General features: G+C 36.1%; 17 protein-coding genes. 14 read left to right on the top strand and 3 right to left on the bottom strand.

Annotation, left to right across the window (positions count from 1 at the left end; genetic code table 11):
• Positions 1-35: 35 nt before the first annotated feature.
• From purS to QJV49_RS02565, 7 genes are all read left to right on the top strand, one after another.
• The gene (purS, locus tag QJV49_RS02595) at positions 36-299 is read left to right on the top strand and encodes a phosphoribosylformylglycinamidine synthase subunit PurS (protein ID WP_225512762.1); all 264 of its coding nucleotides are present in this window, start codon (positions 36-38) and stop codon (positions 297-299) included.
• Positions 299-970: a phosphoribosylformylglycinamidine synthase subunit PurQ gene (gene purQ, locus QJV49_RS02590; protein WP_225512761.1), complete on the top strand. Its 672-nt coding sequence runs from the start codon at positions 299-301 to the stop codon at positions 968-970. Before purS ends, purQ begins: the two co-directional genes overlap by 1 nt.
• Positions 971-1,187: 217 nt before the next feature.
• Positions 1,188-3,407, top strand: a complete 2,220-nt coding sequence (gene purL, locus QJV49_RS02585; protein WP_225512760.1) for a phosphoribosylformylglycinamidine synthase subunit PurL — start codon at positions 1,188-1,190, stop codon at positions 3,405-3,407.
• Positions 3,392-4,855, top strand: coding sequence for an amidophosphoribosyltransferase (gene purF, locus QJV49_RS02580; protein ID WP_225512759.1), 1,464 nt, complete (start codon positions 3,392-3,394; stop codon positions 4,853-4,855). The genes purL and purF overlap by 16 nt, the downstream gene beginning before the upstream one ends.
• 129 nt (positions 4,856-4,984) lie before the next feature.
• Positions 4,985-5,695, top strand: a complete 711-nt coding sequence (locus QJV49_RS02575; RefSeq protein WP_225512758.1) for a DeoR/GlpR family DNA-binding transcription regulator — start codon at positions 4,985-4,987, stop codon at positions 5,693-5,695.
• Between the two features lie 2 nt (positions 5,696-5,697).
• A complete protein-coding gene (locus QJV49_RS02570) occupies positions 5,698-6,504 on the top strand; it encodes a Cof-type HAD-IIB family hydrolase (RefSeq protein WP_225512757.1) in 807 nt (268 codons plus the stop codon).
• Positions 6,505-6,615: 111 nt separating this feature from the next.
• Positions 6,616-7,239: an NAD-dependent epimerase/dehydratase family protein gene (locus tag QJV49_RS02565; protein ID WP_225512756.1), complete on the top strand. Its 624-nt coding sequence runs from the start codon at positions 6,616-6,618 to the stop codon at positions 7,237-7,239.
• Positions 7,240-7,271: 32 nt separating this feature from the next.
• Here the strand turns inward: QJV49_RS02565 and QJV49_RS02560 are convergent, their stop codons facing one another.
• Positions 7,272-8,612 (bottom strand): hypothetical protein, encoded by a 1,341-nt coding sequence (locus tag QJV49_RS02560; protein ID WP_225512755.1) that lies wholly within the window; start codon positions 8,610-8,612, stop codon positions 7,272-7,274.
• Between the two features lie 233 nt (positions 8,613-8,845).
• On the opposite strand from QJV49_RS02560, the gene clpB reads away from it, so the two are divergent.
• The 3 genes from clpB to purN all read left to right on the top strand — a co-directional run bounded on the left by clpB (position 8,846) and on the right by purN (position 13,230).
• The gene (gene clpB, locus QJV49_RS02555) at positions 8,846-11,449 is read left to right on the top strand and encodes an ATP-dependent chaperone ClpB (RefSeq protein WP_225512754.1); all 2,604 of its coding nucleotides are present in this window, start codon (positions 8,846-8,848) and stop codon (positions 11,447-11,449) included.
• 181 nt (positions 11,450-11,630) lie between these two features.
• Positions 11,631-12,653, top strand: a complete 1,023-nt coding sequence (gene purM / locus QJV49_RS02550) for a phosphoribosylformylglycinamidine cyclo-ligase (RefSeq protein ID WP_225512753.1) — start codon at positions 11,631-11,633, stop codon at positions 12,651-12,653.
• Between the two features lie 28 nt (positions 12,654-12,681).
• Positions 12,682-13,230, top strand: a complete 549-nt coding sequence (purN, locus tag QJV49_RS02545; protein ID WP_225512752.1) for a phosphoribosylglycinamide formyltransferase — start codon at positions 12,682-12,684, stop codon at positions 13,228-13,230.
• Positions 13,231-13,282: 52 nt separating this feature from the next.
• Here the strand turns inward: purN and QJV49_RS02540 are convergent, their stop codons facing one another.
• Positions 13,283-13,813, bottom strand: coding sequence for a TetR/AcrR family transcriptional regulator (locus QJV49_RS02540; protein ID WP_225512751.1), 531 nt, complete (start codon positions 13,811-13,813; stop codon positions 13,283-13,285).
• 131 nt (positions 13,814-13,944) lie between these two features.
• On the opposite strand from QJV49_RS02540, the gene QJV49_RS02535 reads away from it, so the two are divergent.
• The 4 genes from QJV49_RS02535 (at position 13,945) to QJV49_RS02520 (ending at position 18,261) form a co-directional block, all read left to right on the top strand.
• On the top strand, positions 13,945-14,982 hold the full coding sequence (locus QJV49_RS02535; protein WP_225512750.1) for an NAD-dependent epimerase/dehydratase family protein: 1,038 nt from the start codon (positions 13,945-13,947) through the stop codon (positions 14,980-14,982).
• A 136-nt stretch (positions 14,983-15,118) separates the two neighbouring features.
• The gene (gene hpt / locus QJV49_RS02530; RefSeq protein WP_003130055.1) at positions 15,119-15,661 is read left to right on the top strand and encodes a hypoxanthine phosphoribosyltransferase; all 543 of its coding nucleotides are present in this window, start codon (positions 15,119-15,121) and stop codon (positions 15,659-15,661) included.
• Between the two features lie 174 nt (positions 15,662-15,835).
• Positions 15,836-17,392, top strand: a complete 1,557-nt coding sequence (purH, locus tag QJV49_RS02525) for a bifunctional phosphoribosylaminoimidazolecarboxamide formyltransferase/IMP cyclohydrolase (RefSeq protein ID WP_225512749.1) — start codon at positions 15,836-15,838, stop codon at positions 17,390-17,392.
• A 176-nt stretch (positions 17,393-17,568) separates the two neighbouring features.
• Positions 17,569-18,261 (top strand): YjjG family noncanonical pyrimidine nucleotidase, encoded by a 693-nt coding sequence (locus QJV49_RS02520; protein WP_225512748.1) that lies wholly within the window; start codon positions 17,569-17,571, stop codon positions 18,259-18,261.
• Between the two features lie 35 nt (positions 18,262-18,296).
• On the opposite strand, the gene QJV49_RS02515 is transcribed toward QJV49_RS02520, so the two are convergent.
• The gene (locus tag QJV49_RS02515) at positions 18,297-19,694 is read right to left on the bottom strand and encodes an MDR family MFS transporter (RefSeq protein ID WP_225512747.1); all 1,398 of its coding nucleotides are present in this window, start codon (positions 19,692-19,694) and stop codon (positions 18,297-18,299) included.
• Positions 19,695-19,780 lie beyond the last annotated feature (86 nt).

Raw genomic sequence — 19,780 nt, 5'->3', positions numbered from 1 at the left:
CAGTTCCTCACATCTTATATAGAAAGAATTTTAAAATGACTAAAGTACGTGTTTACGTGGCTTACAAAGCCTCAATTCTCGACCCTCAAGCTCAAGCGATTAAAGCGGCAACTCATAAAATGGGTTATCAAGAAGTTACAGAATTAAATGTTGGAAAATTTTTCGATTTTGAATTTGATGCAGAAGCTGAGATTGCTCGCGCAAAAGCAATTGAAATTGCCAATGAATTGTTGGCAAATCCAAATATGGAAACTTATAAAGTTGAACTTTTGAATGAACAAAGCGAAGGAGCTAATTAATGAAATTTGCAGTCATTCAATTTCCTGGGTCAAATTGTGATTTTGATTTACTTTGGGCAATTCGTGATGTCATGGGAGCTGAGGCAGAATTTGTCTGGCATGATGAGAAGTCGCTTGCAGGTTTTGACGGAGTATTGATTCCAGGCGGATTTTCTTATGGTGATTATTTACGCTGTGGTGCGATTGCGTCATTTGCAAATATTATGCCGGAAATCAAACGTTTAGCTAAAGAAGGAAAACCTGTTTTTGGTACTTGCAATGGATTTCAAATTTTGGTTGAATCTGGACTTTTACCGGGTGTATTGATTCGCAATGAGGGTTTGAAATTTGTTTCCAAATGGCAAGCTCTTAAAGTTGAAAATAATCAAAGTAATTTTACGACCGAATATGCTAAGGATGCTTTGATTAATTTACCAATTGCTCACGGTGAGGGTCAATATGTTGCTGACGAAGCAACGCTTGCTGAACTTAAAGCAAATGGGCAAATTATTTTCACCTATGCTGACGAAAATCCTAATGGGTCAGTTGAAAATATTGCTGGAATTGTCAATAAAGAAGGAAATGTGCTTGGGATGATGCCTCACCCTGAGCGGGCCATGGAAGAACTGCTTGGTGGCGCTGACGGAGTATATTTGTTTGCTTCTGTCTTGAAAAACTTTGTTGGGAAATGAAAAAAATACTGACAGAATTTAGATTTTTAAAACGAATCTGTCAGTAAATTTGTAATTTGAAATAATTGAATTCAGAGCGCTGAAAGTTTTTAAACTAGAGAATATACAAGTTGCATTTCTATTGAAACGTATACTCTTTAGACTACTAATGCAGTAAATTGGACTGTAGTTTCTACGTTTTTAAGCAAGCGTTTCTCATATCTTATAGGAGAATAACATGACTTTGGAGATGTCACCAGAACAGATTCAAGAAAGCAAAATTTACCGTGAGTGGGGACTGACGGATGAAGAATATTTGAAAATCAAAGATGAGATTCTTAATGGCCGTTTGCCAAACTTTACGGAAACTGGGATGTATGCCGTGATGTGGTCAGAACATTGCTGTTACAAAAATTCAAAACCTGTCTTAAAAAAATTTCCGACGACTGGTCCACAAGTCTTGATGGGGCCTGGTGAAGGGGCTGGGGTTGTGGATATTGGTGATGATTTGGCGGTTGTTTTCAAGGCTGAATCTCATAATCATCCATCTTATGTTGAACCTTATGAAGGTGCAGCAACAGGTTCTGGTGGTATTATTCGGGATATTTTTTCAATGGGAGCTCGTCCAATTGCAATTTTGGATAGTTTACGTTTTGGACCAATTGATAATGGTAAAACGCGTCATATTGTGGACCAAGTAACAGCCGGGATTGCGGGATATGGAAACTGTATTGGAATTCCGACGGTTGGTGGCGAAGTAGCCTTTGATGAATCATACGCTGGAAATCCTTTGGTGAATGTCATGTGTGTGGGCTTGATTGAACATAAACATATTCAAAAGGGACAAGCTAAAGGTGTGGGAAATTCTATTTTTTATGTCGGAGCGAAAACAGGACGTGACGGCATACATGGAGCATCTTTTGCTTCTAAAGAATTTGGTTCTGGCTCAGAAACACAACGTTCAGCGGTTCAAGTCGGAGATCCATTTATGGAAAAACTATTGCTTGAAGCTTGTATTGAAGTCATCCAAAATCATGGCGATATTTTAGTTGGAATTCAAGATATGGGTGCTGCCGGATTGGTTTCATCCACATCAGAAATGGCTTCAAAAGCCGGGTCGGGTCTGCGTCTTAACTTGGATAATGTGCCTCAGCGTGAAACAGATATGATTCCTTATGAAATGATGTTGTCTGAGTCACAAGAACGCATGGTGCTTTGTGTCAAAAAAGGACATGAACAAGAAGTTATTGATTTATTTAAAAAATACGACCTTGATGCTGTGAATATTGGGCAAGTGACTGATGATGGTTTTTATACGCTTTATCATAAAGGGCAAATGGTTGCTCATGTTCCAGTTGATTCATTGGCGGAAGATGCTCCAACTTATTACCGTGAGGCAAAAGTTCCTGAGCGAATTCAAAAATTTACTGACAGCGAAAAATATCTTCCAGAAATTACTGACAGCGCGGTCAGTGAAATTTTCAAAAAACTTTTGGCTCAACCGACAATTGCTAGCAAGAAATCAATTTATGAAACTTATGATTCGCGCGTGATGACCAACACTGTTGTTGCACCAGGCTCAGATAGCGCAGTTTTACGAGTGCGTGGCACTAACAAGGCACTTACGATGACAACGGACTGTAACGCTCGCTATCTCTATCTTGATCCAGAAAAAGGAGGAGCAATCGCAGTTGCTGAAGCGGCTCGTAATATCGTGGCCTCTGGTGGAAAACCGCTCGCGATTACTGACTGTTTGAACTTTGGAAATCCGGAAAAACCAGAACAATTTTGGGAATTAACAACAGCGGCTGATGGAATCTCACGTTCTTGTTTGGCCCTTGATACACCAGTTATTTCAGGAAATGTCAGTCTTTACAATGAGACAAACGGTTCAGCTATTTTACCTACCCCAATGATTGGAATGGTTGGTTTGATTGAGGATGTAAAAAATATTACGACTCAAGAATTTAAAAAAGCAGGTGATTTGATTGTTTTGGTTGGTCAAACCTTTGATGATTTTTCAGGTTCTGAGCTGCAAAAAATGTTGACAGGAGAAATTTCTGGAAGAATTGATTTTGATTTAGAAACTGAAAAAATCAATCAAGACTTTGTTTTAAAAGCAATTAATGACGGATTGGTCAGCTCAGCACATGACTTGGCAGAGGGTGGATTAGCGGTTGCCTTGGCTGAATCTGCTTTTGCAAATGGCTTAGGCGTTGATGTGAAAGTTGATTTAACCAATGCCCAATTATTCTCAGAAACGCAAGGTCGCTTTGTACTCTCAATTTCACCAGAAAATCAAGCTGATTTTGAAAAATTACTGACAGAACTTTCTGTCAGTGGCGAAGTAATCGGAAAAGTTACTAACAGCGGAATTTTGAAGATGAATGAACTTTCTATTTCTACTGACGAAGCTGTCAGCATTTATGAAGGAGCCCTCCCATGTCTGATGAAATGACAAGCGCAACATTTACTGAGCAAGAGTGGTCGCACTTTGAAGCGAAGACAATAAATGAAGAATGTGGACTTTTCGGTGTTTGGGGACATCCTGATGCCGCTCGCCTGACCTATTTTGGACTTCATGCTCTCCAACATCGCGGGCAAGAAGGTGCAGGGATTTTGGTCAATAATAATGGAAAACTCAATCGTCATCGTGGTTTGGGTCTAGTCACTGAAGTTTTCCGTGACGAAAAAGATTTGGAAGAACTGACAGGGTCAGCAGCCATTGGACATGTTCGTTATGCCACGGCTGGCTCAGCAAATATCAATAATATTCAGCCTTTCCAGTTTGAATTTCATGACGGAGCACTTGGACTTGCCCACAATGGAAATTTAACCAACGCCCAATCCTTGCGTTGTGAACTTGAAAAATCTGGGGCAATCTTCTCCAGTAATTCAGACACAGAAATCCTCATGCATTTGATTCGCCGTAGTCATCATCCAGAATTTATGGGCAGAGTCAAAGAAGCGCTCAATACGGTCAAAGGTGGCTTTGCATATCTCATTATGACTGAAAATTCAATTGTCGCAGCCCTTGACCCTAATGGATTTCGGCCACTTTCAATCGGTAAAATGAGCAACGGTGCACTTGTTGTGGCCTCAGAAACTTGTGCTTTTGATGTCGTTGGCGCCACTTGGATTCAAGATGTTCAACCCGGTGAAATCATTGAAATTAATGACGACGGCATTCATGTGGACCAATTTACTGACAGCACCAACATGACCATTTGTTCAATGGAATACATCTATTTTGCCCGTCCTGATAGTAATATCGCTGGAGTTAATGTTCATACTGCCAGAAAACGTTCAGGAAAAATTTTAGCCCAAGAAGCTCAAATTGACGCTGACATTGTCATTGGTGTGCCTAATTCATCACTCAGTGCCGCTTCAGGCTACGCTGAAGAATCTGGCTTGCCTTACGAAATGGGGCTGATTAAAAATCAGTATGTGGCAAGAACATTTATTCAACCGACTCAAGAACTTCGTGAACAAGGCGTTCGCATGAAATTGAGTGCTGTTCGAGGTGTTGTAGAAGGAAAACGCGTCATTATGGTGGATGATAGTATTGTTCGGGGAACGACTAGTAAACGCATTGTCAGACTACTCAAAGACGCGGGAGCTGCTGAAGTCCATGTGGCAATCGCCAGTCCCGCCCTAAAATATCCTTGTTTTTACGGCATTGACATCCAAGACCGTGACGAACTCATCGCAGCCACACACACTACAGATGAAATCAGAGTAGTTATCGGAGCGGATAGTCTAACCTATCTCAGCCAATCAGGACTTGTCGAGGCGATTGGTCATGATAAACTTTGCTTGTCATATTTTGATGGCGAATATCCAACACCGCTTTATGATTATGAAGCAGACTATTTGGAGTCTTTGGAAAAAAATAGCTTGAAATAGAAAATAATATAGCCATGAGAATTTTCATGGTTTTTTAGTTTGAAAATATCACTTATAAATGATTACAAAAAAGCATTATTGCTTATTGGAAAAAATAATTCTATAATATAATTATAAGAGAGGTGAGAAATGTACCAAGAACAGCGCTTAAATGCAATAATAGCTGAGTTATCAGTAAATGGGGAATTATCTGTTGTAAAAGCAATGAAAAAATTTAATGTTTCACGAGATACTATCAGAAGAGACTTTACAATTTTATCAGAAAAAAAACTAGCTAAGAGGACTCATGGGGGACTAATCTCAATAAAATCAAGTTCAGACATTCTTTCATTTAATGAACGCTTGATTGAAATGTCAGAAGAAAAAATAAATATTGCGAAACAGGCTAAAAAATTGATAAGGAATAACGGAATCTATTTCTTTGATGTTTCAACAATAGTATTGGCCTTAGGACAAATTTTGAATCCGGAGATGAAAATAACGATTTATTCACACGCTTTGGATTTGGCAATTCTTATGTCTGATAAACCAAATATAGAGTTCCATCTTTTAGGGGGCAAATTTTATTCTAAAAATAGATTTTTCTTCTCTCTAAATGAAATAGAATTACTTAAAAATGTTAATTTTGATGCAGGTTTTTTTGGAGCCGCGGGTTTAAGAGATGGTGAAGTTAGTTTTGATGATGAGAAAGATGTTTTCGTTAAAAAAATTGCAATGAAACAATCTTGTCAAAAAATTTTGCTTGCCCAAACCGGTAAAATAAATCTGAAGGCAAAATATACTTTGAGTCGTTTAGAAAGTTTTGACCAAATCATAGATGAGAAAAATGGGGAAAGTTAAAGATGGAAAATATAAAATTAATAATTAGTGATATTGATGGAACAATATTAGACTCTAACCATCAGATTGATTCGCAGCTACCTGAGATAATGAAAAAAATGAAAAATAGAGATATCCCATTGGTATTAGCATCAGCACGCTCTCCAATTGGAATGTTAGAAATAGCTGACAAATTAGGATTATATCATACCCCGTTAGCATGTTATAACGGAGCATTAATTGGTTATTTTGATAAAAATAAAATATTTAGAATCATAAGTGAAGAGACCATAAGTAAAGTTGAACTTAGGAAAATTTTAAAAATTTTATCAGAAAATTTTCCTCAAATTTCAGTAAATCTTTATTCGAAAACCTTATGGTTAGTAGAAGAAGAAAATAAGTGGACTAAAATTGAGGCAGAAATTGTTGGGACTAATCCTCAAATTACAAATTTTGAAGGAAAAAGCGCTCATAAATTATTGGTAATTGGAGAGAACGAAGACATCTATCAATTATTAAAAAAACTAAAAAGAAGTCAGTTTAACGAGGTAGACTTTTATTTATCAAAAGATAATTATTTAGAAATTACATCCAACAAAGTTTCAAAAGAGCACGCTTTAAAAGAAATTGCAAAGTATTACGGCGTACCTTTATTTTCTACAATGGCAATTGGTGATAACTTCAATGATGTTCCAATGTTAGAAAGTGCAGGATTAGGTGTAGCGATGGGCAACTCTCCTCAAGAAGTAAAAAATATTGCAGATTATATTTCACAGTCAAATGATCATTCAGGAGTTTCTTCAGCCGTTAAAAAATTCTTGTTTAATTAGAAAAGCTTAAATCATAAATTTATTTGTATTTTAAAAAATAATCGAATTTATTATTTATTTTTTTATCACTAATATGTTAGGATAAGAAATAAAAGCAAGTGAGGTGAGCAAATGATTATTACGATTGTTGGAGGAACTGGACTTGTTGGTCAAGGCATCTTTAAGGAACTTGCTCAAGTTGTAGACTATGAATTACATGGTTTATCAAGACATGGTAAATCTAAAGATAATCTAGTTGAGCCAGTCATTTATCATGCTGCCAATCTAAATGAAGCTGGGGATTGGCAAGAACTTTTACAAAAATCAGATTGGGTGATTGATGCGGTAGGAATTCTATTTCCTAGCAAATCAAAGGGAACAACTTATGAAAAAAATAGTATTCAACCAGCAAAAATAATTATTGATACATTAGTTAACTCAGAAAATCAATGCCTTTTTATTTCAGCAAACGATGGTCCTTTTTTTATGAATGACTATATGAATGCTAAAAAAGAAGTGGAAACTTATGGTCAAAAACGTTTGAAATCAAGATTTGTTTCTGTTTTTCCAGGAATTGTCTATGATGCTTCACGAAAAAGCAGTTATTTTCCAGCACGCCTATTGGAACCACTCATAAAAATTCCGTTTTTTTCTTTCTTAAAAAGTTATCGTCCAATTAAACGAAGTCAATTTGCTAAAGAGATTCATAAAATTATCGAAGGAAAAGAAAGTTCACTGACCACTCGTATTAAATAAAAAACTCATGTTTAGACATGAGTTTTTCTAATTTACTTTGATTTTTTAAGAAGTGGAACTATTTTTGGATAAATAAGATAGGCGATGATAATTAAGATAATCAATGACGTCGCAATAAGATTCCATGATTTCATCAGTTCAATACTTCGAGCTGTTGGAATAGGAATTGAAGTAATAACGAACAAAGTCTTGATAGATAAGCCATTTTTCATGATGATAAGTGAACCTAAAAGCATTAACAAAAATTGGTGAAGAATACTTCCGATATTTTGAATGGTATATTTTACCCAGATACGTTTATCTTCAACGATATTAACAGTGCTCTCATAGTCTTGAGTTAATCTTGAATTTAAACTTCCTTTAAACAAGCTAGTAAGAAATAAACCTAGAGCAAATAGAGGACTAAAAACAATCAAAAGTAACCCCAGAAAAATTCCGATTAAAGAATAGGTTTTGACATTCTTTCCAAGTAAATTTTTGACCTTAGAAGCAAAGACAATTCCTAAAACATAAGGGAGATAAAACTGTAAAAATAAATGCTGATGACCATAAAAACCAGCGACATACAAAGAACAAAAAAGAAATAAATAATTTCCCACTGCCCCATTAATAACTGTCAAATATGATAATTTACGAGGAATATTTCTTTGAATTTTATTTTTGAAAAAATTCATAGCGACAATATAGAGGGTGACCAAAAAGAAAAATCCGAAAATAAAATAATCAAATTCTAAACTATTGGCAAGTAATCGACTTGAGCGTAATAGAAAGAGGCAAACAAAAAATAAAGCAAATAAAATAAGATATTTATATGAAGCTTTTTCTAAATCATTTGGATCAACTTTGTAATTATCCAAATTTCCAACTAATTGGAAAGAGAGAAGATAAACTATTCCATAGAAGACAAAAAACAGGGGATATTTTAGAGAGGGGGATAAGACAAAAGAAAAGCCAAGGACTAAAAACAAAAGTAAGCTAACTAAGGTTTTTCCTTTGATGAGCTGGTTAGTATTTTTTAGATAATAATTTACCGAAGTGTTTGACATCGGCAACCAAGCTGCACTCACTCCTAAAAGAATACCGGATAAAGTGTAGAAAGGAAAGTAGAAAGAACCAATAAATCCAAGCAAGCAACCAAGTAAACCGGCATACAATGAAATTTTTAAAAGACTATAGCTGTTGATTCTTGTTTTTATTCCCCTAATAAAGAATACACCAGTCATTCTGAAAGTATAAAAGAGCAAAAAAGGAAGTAGGGCAAGAAGCGAGGTTCCTTTTGCAATTTGAATAAAAATCATGAATGGAAGGACAATAATTGTATTACTTAATATTAAGAGGGCAGACTTTCCCAAAGAATTTAGTTGTTGAGTCATTTTTCTCCTATCTTTTCTATTTTTGACACTAAATCCATTATAAGGCAAAGTGTATTAAAAAGACAGCTTCACTAGGATTAGTACGCAGATAATTCATCTAAAAAGCGCAAATAATTTTTTATAAATAACGAATCAAAAAGTTTGACCATTGCTGACCAAAGTATTATAATTAGAATGTAGTGAGAAAAAGATAATAAACACTACTAACTATGAAATTGAAATGAGGTGTTTTTATGGACATCGAAAAAATGACAACAACGATGCAAGAAGCACTTGGTTCAGCGCAACAAATTGCGCAAGTTCGTCATCACCAAGTGATCGAAGTTCCACATTTATGGCGAATTTTTGTTCAACCCAATAGTTTTGGGGCGAACTTTTATAAAGATTTAGGGATTGACCTAGATGACTTTACAAATTTAATTGAAAAAGAAATTGACAAAATTAATTCAGTGGAAGGATCAAATATTACTTATGGCCAAAATCTAAGTCCAGATTTGTTCCAAATATTTACTGAAGCAGACAAAATTGCGCAAAAAATGGGCGATGAATACCTCTCAACCGAGATTGTGCTTCTTGCCCTTTTTGAACTAAAACAAAATCCATTGACTAAATATTTGGTTAATCATGGACTGACAAAAGCAAAAGCGCAAGCTGCGATTGAAGAATTACGCGGAGGTGATAAAGTGACCAGTCAAAATGCAGAAGAAACATACAAAGCACTTGAAAAATATGGGGTAGATCTCGTTGCTCAAGTTAAATCAGGTAAACAAGATCCCGTTATCGGACGTGATGAAGAAATTCGTGATGTCATTCGAGTGCTTTCTCGTAAAACAAAAAATAACCCCGTTCTTATTGGTGAACCTGGGGTTGGTAAAACAGCTATTGTCGAAGGATTGGCACAAAGAATTGTCAGAAAAGACGTTCCTGAAAATCTGAAAGATAAAACAATCTTTTCACTTGATATGGGTGCTCTGATTGCAGGAGCGAAATATCGTGGTGAATTTGAAGAACGTTTGAAAGCAGTCCTTAATGAAGTGAAAAAATCAGATGGACAAATTATCCTCTTTATTGATGAACTTCATACGATTGTTGGTGCAGGTAAAACTGAAGGATCTATGGATGCTGGAAACCTTTTAAAACCAATGCTTGCGCGTGGTGAACTCCATTTGATTGGGGCAACTACCCTTGATGAATACCGTAAATACATGGAAACAGACAAAGCACTTGAACGTCGTTTCCAAAAGGTATTGGTTACTGAACCTACTGTTGAAGATACAATTTCAATCTTGCGTGGTCTAAAAGAACGTTTTGAAATTCACCATGGTGTGACGATTCATGATAATGCTTTAGTCGCAGCAGCAACTCTTTCAAATCGCTATATTACTGACCGGTTTTTACCAGATAAAGCTATTGACTTGGTTGATGAAGCCAGTGCAACAATTCGTGTAGAAATGAATTCACTCCCAACTGAACTTGACCAAGCCAATCGTCGCTTGATGCAATTAGAAATTGAAGAAGCAGCCCTCAAAAAAGAACGAGATGATGCTTCTAAGAAACGTCTTGAAATTATACGTGGTGAAATTGCTGAACTTCGAGAAGAAAACAATCAACTCAAAGCGCAATGGGAAGCTGAGAAAAAAGAAGTGGGCAATATTTCTGAAAAAAGAAATGAATTAGAACATGCTCGCCACGAATTGGAAGAAGCTCAAAATGAAGGAAACTTAGAAAAAGCAGCAGCTCTTCGTTATGGTAAAATTCCTGAAATTGAAAAAGAACTCAAAGCTATTGAAGAAAAAGCAAAATCAGATGATTTATCTTTAGTTCAAGAATCAGTCACTGAAGAACAAATCGCCGAAGTGGTTGGACGCATGACAGGTATTCCAATTACCAAATTGGTTGAAGGTGAACGTGAAAAATTACTTCACTTACCAGAAACATTGCATCAAAGGGTCGTTGGACAAGATGAAGCTGTTGAAGCCGTATCTGATGCCATTATCCGTGCGCGTGCAGGAATTCAAGACCCTAACCGTCCACTTGGCTCATTCCTCTTCCTCGGTCCAACTGGGGTAGGTAAGACGGAGCTTGCGAAAGCTCTGGCTGAAAATCTCTTTGATTCAGAAGAACATATGGTTCGGATTGACATGAGTGAATATATGGAAAAACACTCAGTCTCTCGTTTAGTCGGAGCACCTCCAGGATATGTCGGTTACGATGAAGGCGGCCAATTGACTGAAGCCGTTCGTCGTAATCCTTATACAATCATCTTGCTTGATGAAATCGAAAAAGCACATCCAGATGTCTTCAATATTTTGTTGCAAGTTTTGGATGACGGTCGTTTGACTGATTCTAAAGGTGTTCTCGTTGACTTTAAGAACACAGTGTTGATTATGACTTCAAATGTCGGTTCTCAATATTTGCTTGATAATGTTGGAGAAAATGGTGAAATTTCTGAAGAAACAACTGAAAATGTGATGTCTCAACTTCGAGCACATTTCAAACCAGAATTTTTAAACCGGATTGATGATACCATTCTTTTCAAACCATTAGCGCTTGAAGATATCAAGAATATTATCGTTAAAATGACCAGTCAACTCTCACATCGTCTTGAAGAAATGGACGTTCAACTTGAGTTGAGTGAAGAAGTAAAAGTTTGGATTGCTGAAAATGCTTATGAACCAGCTTATGGTGCACGTCCACTCAAACGTTATTTGACAAAAGTCATCGAAAATCCATTAGCTAAGCTGATTATCGGAGGAAAAATTCCACCAAAATCAAAAGTTATTGTAACACTTATAGATAACAAGATTGACTTTGATATTCAAACAATTGCTGAATAAATAGAAAAAACCGTTAGCTGATGCTGGCGGTTTTTTTAATTTGATATGCTATTGAAGTTGAAATAAAATGTTATTTCCGAACGATTTAAACAAAAAGTTTCAGTACTACCCGCTGAAACTTTTTTTATGTTTGAAAATCATTTAACATGGAAGTAGAATAAAATAAATCAGAAAATGGAGAATGACAGTGTCTAAGAATGCGTATGCAAAATCTGGGGTAGATGTAGAAGCAGGATATGAGGTGGTTTCTCGTATTAAGAAGCATGTGGCTAAAACCGAACGTTTGGGTGTGCTTGGTGCACTGGGTGGTTTTGGTGGAAGTTTTGATTTATCTGTGCTTGATGTCAAAGAGCCAGTATTGATTTCAGGGACAGATGGTGTGGGAACTAAATTGATGTTAGCCATTCAAGCAGACAAACATGATACGATTGGGATTGATTGCGTGGCTATGTGCGTCAATGATATTATTGCTGCTGGGGCTGAGCCATTGTATTTTTTGGATTATATTGCCACAGGGAAAAATATTCCTGAAAAATTGGAGCAAGTTGTGGCTGGAGTGGCAGAAGGTTGCTTGCAAGCAGGAGCAGCGCTGATTGGTGGAGAAACAGCCGAAATGCCCGGAATGTATGATGAAGAAGATTACGATTTAGCTGGTTTTTCTGTGGGTGTGGCTGAAAAATCACAATTAATTGATGGTGAAAAAGATGTGGAAGCGGGCGATGTTTTGCTTGGTCTTGCCTCATCTGGGATTCATTCTAATGGGTATTCTTTGGTCCGGAAAGTTTTTGCTGACTTTGATTTGAATGAATCATTGCCTGAACTTGACCAATCTTTGATTGATACTCTTTTAACTCCGACAAAAATCTATGTCAAAGAGCTTTTGCCCTTGATTAAACAAAATAAAATAAAAGGGATTGCTCATATTACAGGCGGTGGTTTCCATGAGAATTTACCAAGAATGTTCGGAAATAGCTTGTCAGCTGAAATTATCGAAGGTTCTTGGAATATTTTACCAATTTTCAAAGCTCTTGAAAAATATGGGAGTATCAAACATGAAGAAATGTATGAAATTTTCAATATGGGAATTGGAATGGTAATTGCTGTTGCTTCTGAAAATGCTGAAGCTCTCAAAAAAGAGTTGAATGCATTTGAAATTGGTAAAATGGTCAAAAGACAAGATACAGCAGTAGTTATCAAAAAATAATCTTTTTTCATTGAGAATAGGGGATAAAATGAAAATTGCAGTATTTGCATCAGGAAATGGGTCTAACTTTCAAACACTAGCTGAACAATTTCCAGACCAAGTGAAATTTGTTTTTTCAGATCACCATGATGCTTATGTACTTGAACGTGCTGAGCAATTAGGGGTTGCAAAGGCGAGTTTGGAATTAAAAGAATTTTCTTCAAAAGTGGATTATGAAAAGGCTTTGGTGGAAATTTTAGAAGACCAAGAAATTGATTTAATTCTCTTGGCGGGTTACATGAAAATCATTAGTGCGACGATGTTGGCAAAATATAAAGGAAAGATAATCAATGTTCACCCTTCTTATCTTCCAGATTTTGCCGGATCTCCTCATGCGATTGAAGAGTCACATAAGGCAAAAAAGGGATTGGGAATCAGTATTCATTATGTTGATGAGGGAGTTGATACTGGGGAGTTGATTGCTCAAATCCCGCTAGCTTATCACGAAGATTTAGAAGTCTATGAGCGTTCTGTTCATGAAGCAGAGCACAAGCTCTATCCAGAAGTCGTTCGCCAAATTATACTTCATCAGCAATGATGAAGTTTTTTTCTTAGGAAAATGAATAAAAAAGACAGATTACTCTGCCTTTTTAAATTGTAACAATTTTTCTAATGAGTTCATGTATTTCTTCAATTGGCCTATCTTGACCGTTCATTAACCATTTGCGCCAAAGAGCATAAACTCCATTTGCGACAAAAGTGATGAAATATTCGTCATTTGTCTTTTCATAAAATTTCTCAATTTCTTCAATATAAATCTGGCGAATAATTGGTTCATAACCTTGACTTTCAGAAAGGAAGAGGTCATTTTTGAATTCTTCAAAGAATTTTAATTGGTTTTCAATTTTTGAACTGGCAGAAACATTCTGACGAATGATTTCAAAACTTTGTGAAATTTGTGGCTGATAGTATTGATAAATGACCTGGTCAATGGACTCAAAGTTACGGTAAAAAGCCATTCTGCTAACTCCGGCTCTTTTACAAACGTTTGAAACGGTGAGTTGAGCAAGATTTTTCGGTTTTTTGGATGTTTTTTGAATTCCTAATAGTTGCAAAATAGCTGTAGTAATAAAATCTTTTGTATCATTTTTGATAGTTTGGGAATAGTTTGTCGCTGCCATTACACTTCTCCTGATTGTGTCACACAAGCTTTTCAAAGGCTTGTATTTTTTACACTTCTATCGTACAATAATTTTACATAAGTTTCAAGTGTAACGGATGTGAATTAAGAAAAATAGAGGAAGAAAATTAAATGACAAATACAAATAAAAAAACAATTCTTGTAACAGGTGGTTCTGGATATATTGCTATGTTTATCATGATTGTTTTATTGAAAAAAGGCTATCGAGTACGGGCGACATTGCGGACGATGTCTCGACAAGAAGAAGTGAAAAAAATGATGGCACAAGGCGGAATTTTAGATTTTACAGATTTAGATTTTGTCCAAACTGATTTGACAAAAGAAGAAGGATGGAGTCAAGCCATGACTGGTGTTGATTCTGTGATTCATGTGGCTTCACCAACACCTTTGCAACGTCCTGACGCTGATGATTTAATGGTGAAAATGGCTATAGATGGAGTGAAGTTTGTGATGAAAGCAGCCAAGCAAGCAGGAGTTAAAAGAGTGGTTTTGACCTCAGCATCGGGAGCTGTTTTAGCGGGGCATAAGCATCATTCAGAAATCTTCACAGAGAAAGATTGGACAAATCTTGATGCTCCAATTAATGCATATCAACGTTCTAAAACAATGGCGGAAATGGAGTTTTGGAAACTTGCAGAAGCTTATGATATTGAAGGAGCATCGGTTCTACCTACAGCTGTTATGGGTCCAATTCTTGGAAATGATTTTTCACATTCTAGTGCGGCTATAAAAAATATGTTTGAAGGTAAAATGCCCAGACTTTTAAATTTAGCATTTGATTATGTTGACGTTCGTGATGTTGCTGATTTACATTTGCTAGCTCTTGAAAAAGATGAAGCGATTGGTCAGCGTTTCATTGCAACTTCAGGCCAAAATATTACTTACAAAAAGCAAGCAGAGTTTTTGAAAAAGGAATTTGGTTCAAAAGCTAAAAAAGTATCTACTCAGGTAATTCCCGACTTTTTAGTTAAAATTTTAGCTCAATTTGATAAAAGTTTGGCGATGCCAGCTACATTTTTGGGGCAAAACACAGCTTGTTCAAATGAAAAATCAGTTAAACTTTTAGGCTGGAAACCACGTTCAGGTGAAGCAGCGATTATTCAAACGGCACAAACGATGTTGGATTTGGGAGTTATTAAAGTTGATTAAGAAAATTATGGTTTTGAAAATTTTCTATTTCCGAACGTTGTAAGCTAAAAAAGACCAAAGTCAGACTTCTGGTCTTTTTCTTCTCTCTAAAAAAGTCTAAAATAGAAACATATTGTGAAAAAAATTGGAGAGAAAAATGCATCCACATTTAAAAGAAGTTTTATTTACCAGAGAACAAATTGCCGAACGTGTCAAAGAGCTTGCGGAAGTTGTTTCACGCGATTATGAGGGAAAAAATCCACTTGTTGTCGGAATATTAAAAGGGTCAATCATGTTTACGGTTGATTTGCTTAAAGAATTATCAATTGATGCTGAAGTGGATTTTATGGATGTCACCAGTTATGGTTATGGGATTTCATCTTCTGGAGAAGTTAGAATTTTGAAAGATTTATCAACCGTGGCTCATGGACGTGATATTTTGATTGTTGAGGATATCATTGACACTGGAAATACTCTGCTCTATCTTAAAAAATTGCTGACAGGACGTCAAGCACATTCAGTAAAAATTATCTCTTTATTAGATAAACCAAGTGGTCGTAAAGTTGATATTGACGCTGATTATGTTGGCTTTGAAGTGCCGGATGCCTTTATTGTGGGCTATGGAATTGATTATGCGGAACGTTACCGTCAGTTGCCATATATTGGAATTTTCAATGAAGAGTTTTTAATTAAAGATTAAAAGTAATTTCCGAACAATTAAATTAAAAAAAGCCCAGTTTTAAAACTGGTGCTTTTTATTTCCAAACGATAAATGTAAAATAAAGACATGATAAATATTTACTGACAGTTCTGTCAGTGGTTTTATAAAAAAATATTACTGACAGAACTGTCAGCAGAAAACTTGGAGGAAATCATGTCAAGACGTGCACTTATCAGTGTTTCAGACAAAGAAGGTATTGTAGAATTTGCTAAGAAAATTCAGGAATTAGGTTGGGAAATTATCTCAACGGGTGGAACGAAAGCCGTTCTGGACCAAGAAGAAATTCCGAATATTGCAATCGATGAAGTAACAGGATTTCCAGAAATGATGGATGGTCGTGTTAAAACATTACACCCACTAATTCATGGAGCCCTTCTTGGACGTAGAGACTTGGAAAGTCACATGAAATCAATGACAGAACACCATATTTCTCCAATTGATTTGGTTGTTGTGAATTTGTATCCTTTCAAAGAAACTTTGCTTGCTGGAGGCAGTCAAGCAGAAATGATTGAGAAGATTGATATTGGTGGTCCTTCAATGTTGCGTTCAGCAGCTAAAAATCATGCGTCAGTCACAGTTGTTTGTGACCCAAATGATTATGAAAAAGTATTGACAGAACTGTCAGCAAAAGGTGAAACAAGTTTAAGTTTTCGTCAGCAACTTGCAGCAAAAGTATTTCGCCACACTGCAAGTTATGATGCTTTGATTGCACAATATTTGACAGAAGAATTTCCAGTAGAAAATGTAAAACCAGAAAAATTAACCTTGACTTACGACCTTAAACAAGGAATGCGTTATGGTGAAAATCCGCAACAAAATGCAGATTTTTATGAGTCAGGTTTACCAACGCTTTATTCAATTGCACAAAGTCAGCAAATTCATGGTAAAGAACTCAGCTATAACAATGTTCGTGATGCAGATGCTGCTTTACAAATTGCAAGAGATTTTGAAGAACCAACAGTTGTAGCACTCAAACATATGAATCCATGTGGGATTGGAACAGCAACAGATATCGAAAAAGCTTGGGATTACTCCTATGAAGCAGATCCAGTTTCAATTTTCGGTGGAATTATCGTTTTAAATCGAGAAGTAACTTTGGCAACTGCGCAAAAAATGAGCAAGATTTTCCTTGAAATTATTATCGCACCCTCTTATAGCGAAGGGGCCTTGGAAGTTTTAAGTAAAAAGAAAAATATTCGGCTTTTAACCGTTGATTTTTCTAAAAAAGAAGCCTCAGAAAAAGAAGCGCTTGTAACAGGGGTTCTTGGAGGACTACTTGTTCAAAATCAAGACATCATTGTTGAAAATCCAAAAGAATGGACGGTGGCGACTAAAGTTCAACCAACTGACAGACAAATGGAGGCCATGAAGTTTGCTTGGAAAGCAGTTAAGTTTGTCAAATCAAATGGTATTATTGTGACCAATGACCACCAGACGCTTGGTGTTGGTCCTGGTCAAACTAACCGTGTGGGCTCAGTAAAAATTGCTTTAGAGGCAACCGCTGAAAAATCAGCAGAACTCCAAGAAAATGCGGTTCTTGGTTCGGATGCCTTTTTCCCATTTGCTGACAATATCGATGAAATTGCTAAAGCAGGAATTAAAGCAATCGTTCAACCAGGTGGCTCTGTCCGCGACCAAGAAGTGATTGATGCCTGTGATAAATATGGAATTGCGATGGTCTTCACAGGACTTCGTCATTTTAGACATTAATAAAAAGTCTACCTTTAAGGTAGATTTTTTTCACTAATTTAATATAAAAATTTTTATCGTAAAATCTTCTGTCTATTGTTATTGAAAAAATTTTCAAGTTTCAGAACAGTCATCTTTATCTCCTTTTCTGTTATAATGTAAGGAATGCAAAGAATACATTAAGCAAAGGAAAAGAAATGACTGTACTACTTTTTGATATTGATAACACCTTACTTGATTTTGATAAAGCAGAATATGATGCTTTGGGAAAAATTTTTACCCACTATCAAATTGAAGATAATCAGGAAAATCGTGCGACTTACTCTCGTGAAAACAAAGCGCTTTGGCGTTTACACGAATCAGAAAAACTTTCACGTGAAGAACTTCTATCTACTCGATTTGACCATGCTTTTAGAGCTTTAAATGTGTCAGTAAATTATAATCCAGTTGCTGTTGATGATGAATATCAACTTTACTTATCACAGGGTCATGAACTGATTAATCATGCCAAGGAATTACTAACAGAGCTGTCAGCCAAAGAGGCAGAAATGTATGTGGTTAGTAATGGAACGTCACGTGTTTCGCGCCCACGAATATTTGAGTCTGGAATTTCTGATCACTTTAGAGAAATCTTTATTAGTGAAGAAGTGGGTCATCATAAGCCTTCTCTTGCTTTCTTCGATTACGTTTTTGACCATATTGAAGCGGCCAATCAAAAGGAATTTACAATCGTTGGCGACTCCCTAGCAACTGATATTTTAGGAGGGAATAGAGCTGGAATTAAGACAATTTGGTATAATCCAAAACGATTGGAAGTTAGTGGTGAAGCACAACCAGATGTGCAAATCCAAGACCTATTAGAAATTCCAGCTTTGGTTAAAAATTGGTAATAAAAAACACTGTTTATTTAAACAGTGTTTTTTTATTATGCTTTCACTTTTTTTCTCAAAAATAGACTTAAAATGAAACCGAAGCTTACAAAAATAAGAAGTAAGTAAAAAGTATGATGGAAGGCAGTTAGATTTGCTTGTAAAGAAGAAAGCCCAGTCTGTTTTTTGATTTGACCACTTAAAAATGCTGTCAAAAAGGCAATGGCAAATGAGTTGACTACTTGCATCATTTCATTTGTTAGTGGAGTAACTCGACTGATATTTTTCATTGGAACAGATTGAAGGGCGTGATTATTAACTTGCATATTGACTAAACCTTGACTTAAACCAAGTAAAACAATAGCACAAAGTGTGAAAGCCAAAGAAGAACTAGGTTTAATTTGACTAAAAAGACTAAGACTTAAAGCTCCCAGAGTAAAGCCCGGCAGAACTGCGGCTTTCGTCCCAAATTTATCAAAAATACGCCCACCGATTGTCATTCCTAAAAAACTAGCAATTGCCTGTGGAACCATGATTAGCCCTGTATTTTCAGAAGAAAGTCCAACGACATTTTGTAAGTAAAGTGGGACAAGAAGCATGGCCCCGAAAACAACGATTTGATTGAGCCACATGAGCGAAATTCCTTTTGTAAATTCAGGAATTGCAAAAGCTCGAAGGTGTAAAAGAGGATTCTCAACACGTAGTTCAACAACAATGAATAAAAGCAACATGATTAACCCAAGACCTACAAAAGAGAGGACAGTAGGATTTGACCAGCCTTTATCTGCCCCAAGGTGCACACCATAAATTAAAATTGGAAAGGCAAATGGAGAAAGAAGAGCCCCTTTTAAGTCAATTTTACTTGCTTTATTTGCAGGAAAATTTGGGAGAAAGAGGAGAACAAAGATTAAGGCTAGAATTCCAACCGGAAGATTAATCAAAAAGACAGTTGACCAATTGAAGTGTTTAACTAAGAAACCTGAAAGTGCAGGGCCTATTGTTGGAGCGAGCAACATTGGTAACCCTAGAAGGCCCATCATTGAACCTCGTTTTTCCATTGGGATAATTTTAAAAGACATCCCAATTCCGATTGGAGCAACAACGCCACCAGTTAAGCCTTGAGCAATTCGCCAAATAATAAGACTTTGCAGTAAGTGAGCTTTAGCTGCAAGAAATGAAGCGATAGTGAAAAAAATGATTGCTAAAGCAAAAACTTTTTTATCTGAAAAGCGGTCTCCCAAAAATCCAGCAAATGGAATAACTGTGGCCATAGCCAAAGTATAAGCAGTAATGACCCATTGACTATTTGAGAGATTTTGATGGAAAGCAGACTGGATATGCGGAAGAGTGACATTCATAATGGTTGTATCCATCATTACTAAAAGCATTCCAATTGCAATTGTTAAAACCGCAGGTAAGACTTTTTTTAAATTAAAATCATTAGTATTATTCATAAAGAACCTTCTTTTATATTTATAGAACACCGTTCGGTAAAAATAACACCATTGTTCTAAAATAAAGTCAAGAAAAAAAACTTCCT

Origin of the sequence: Lactococcus sp. NH2-7C (assembly GCF_029953655.1) — a bacterium.
Classification (GTDB): Bacteria; Bacillota; Bacilli; order Lactobacillales; family Streptococcaceae; genus Lactococcus; species Lactococcus lactis.
This window is presented reverse-complemented; position numbering and strand designations above follow the sequence as displayed.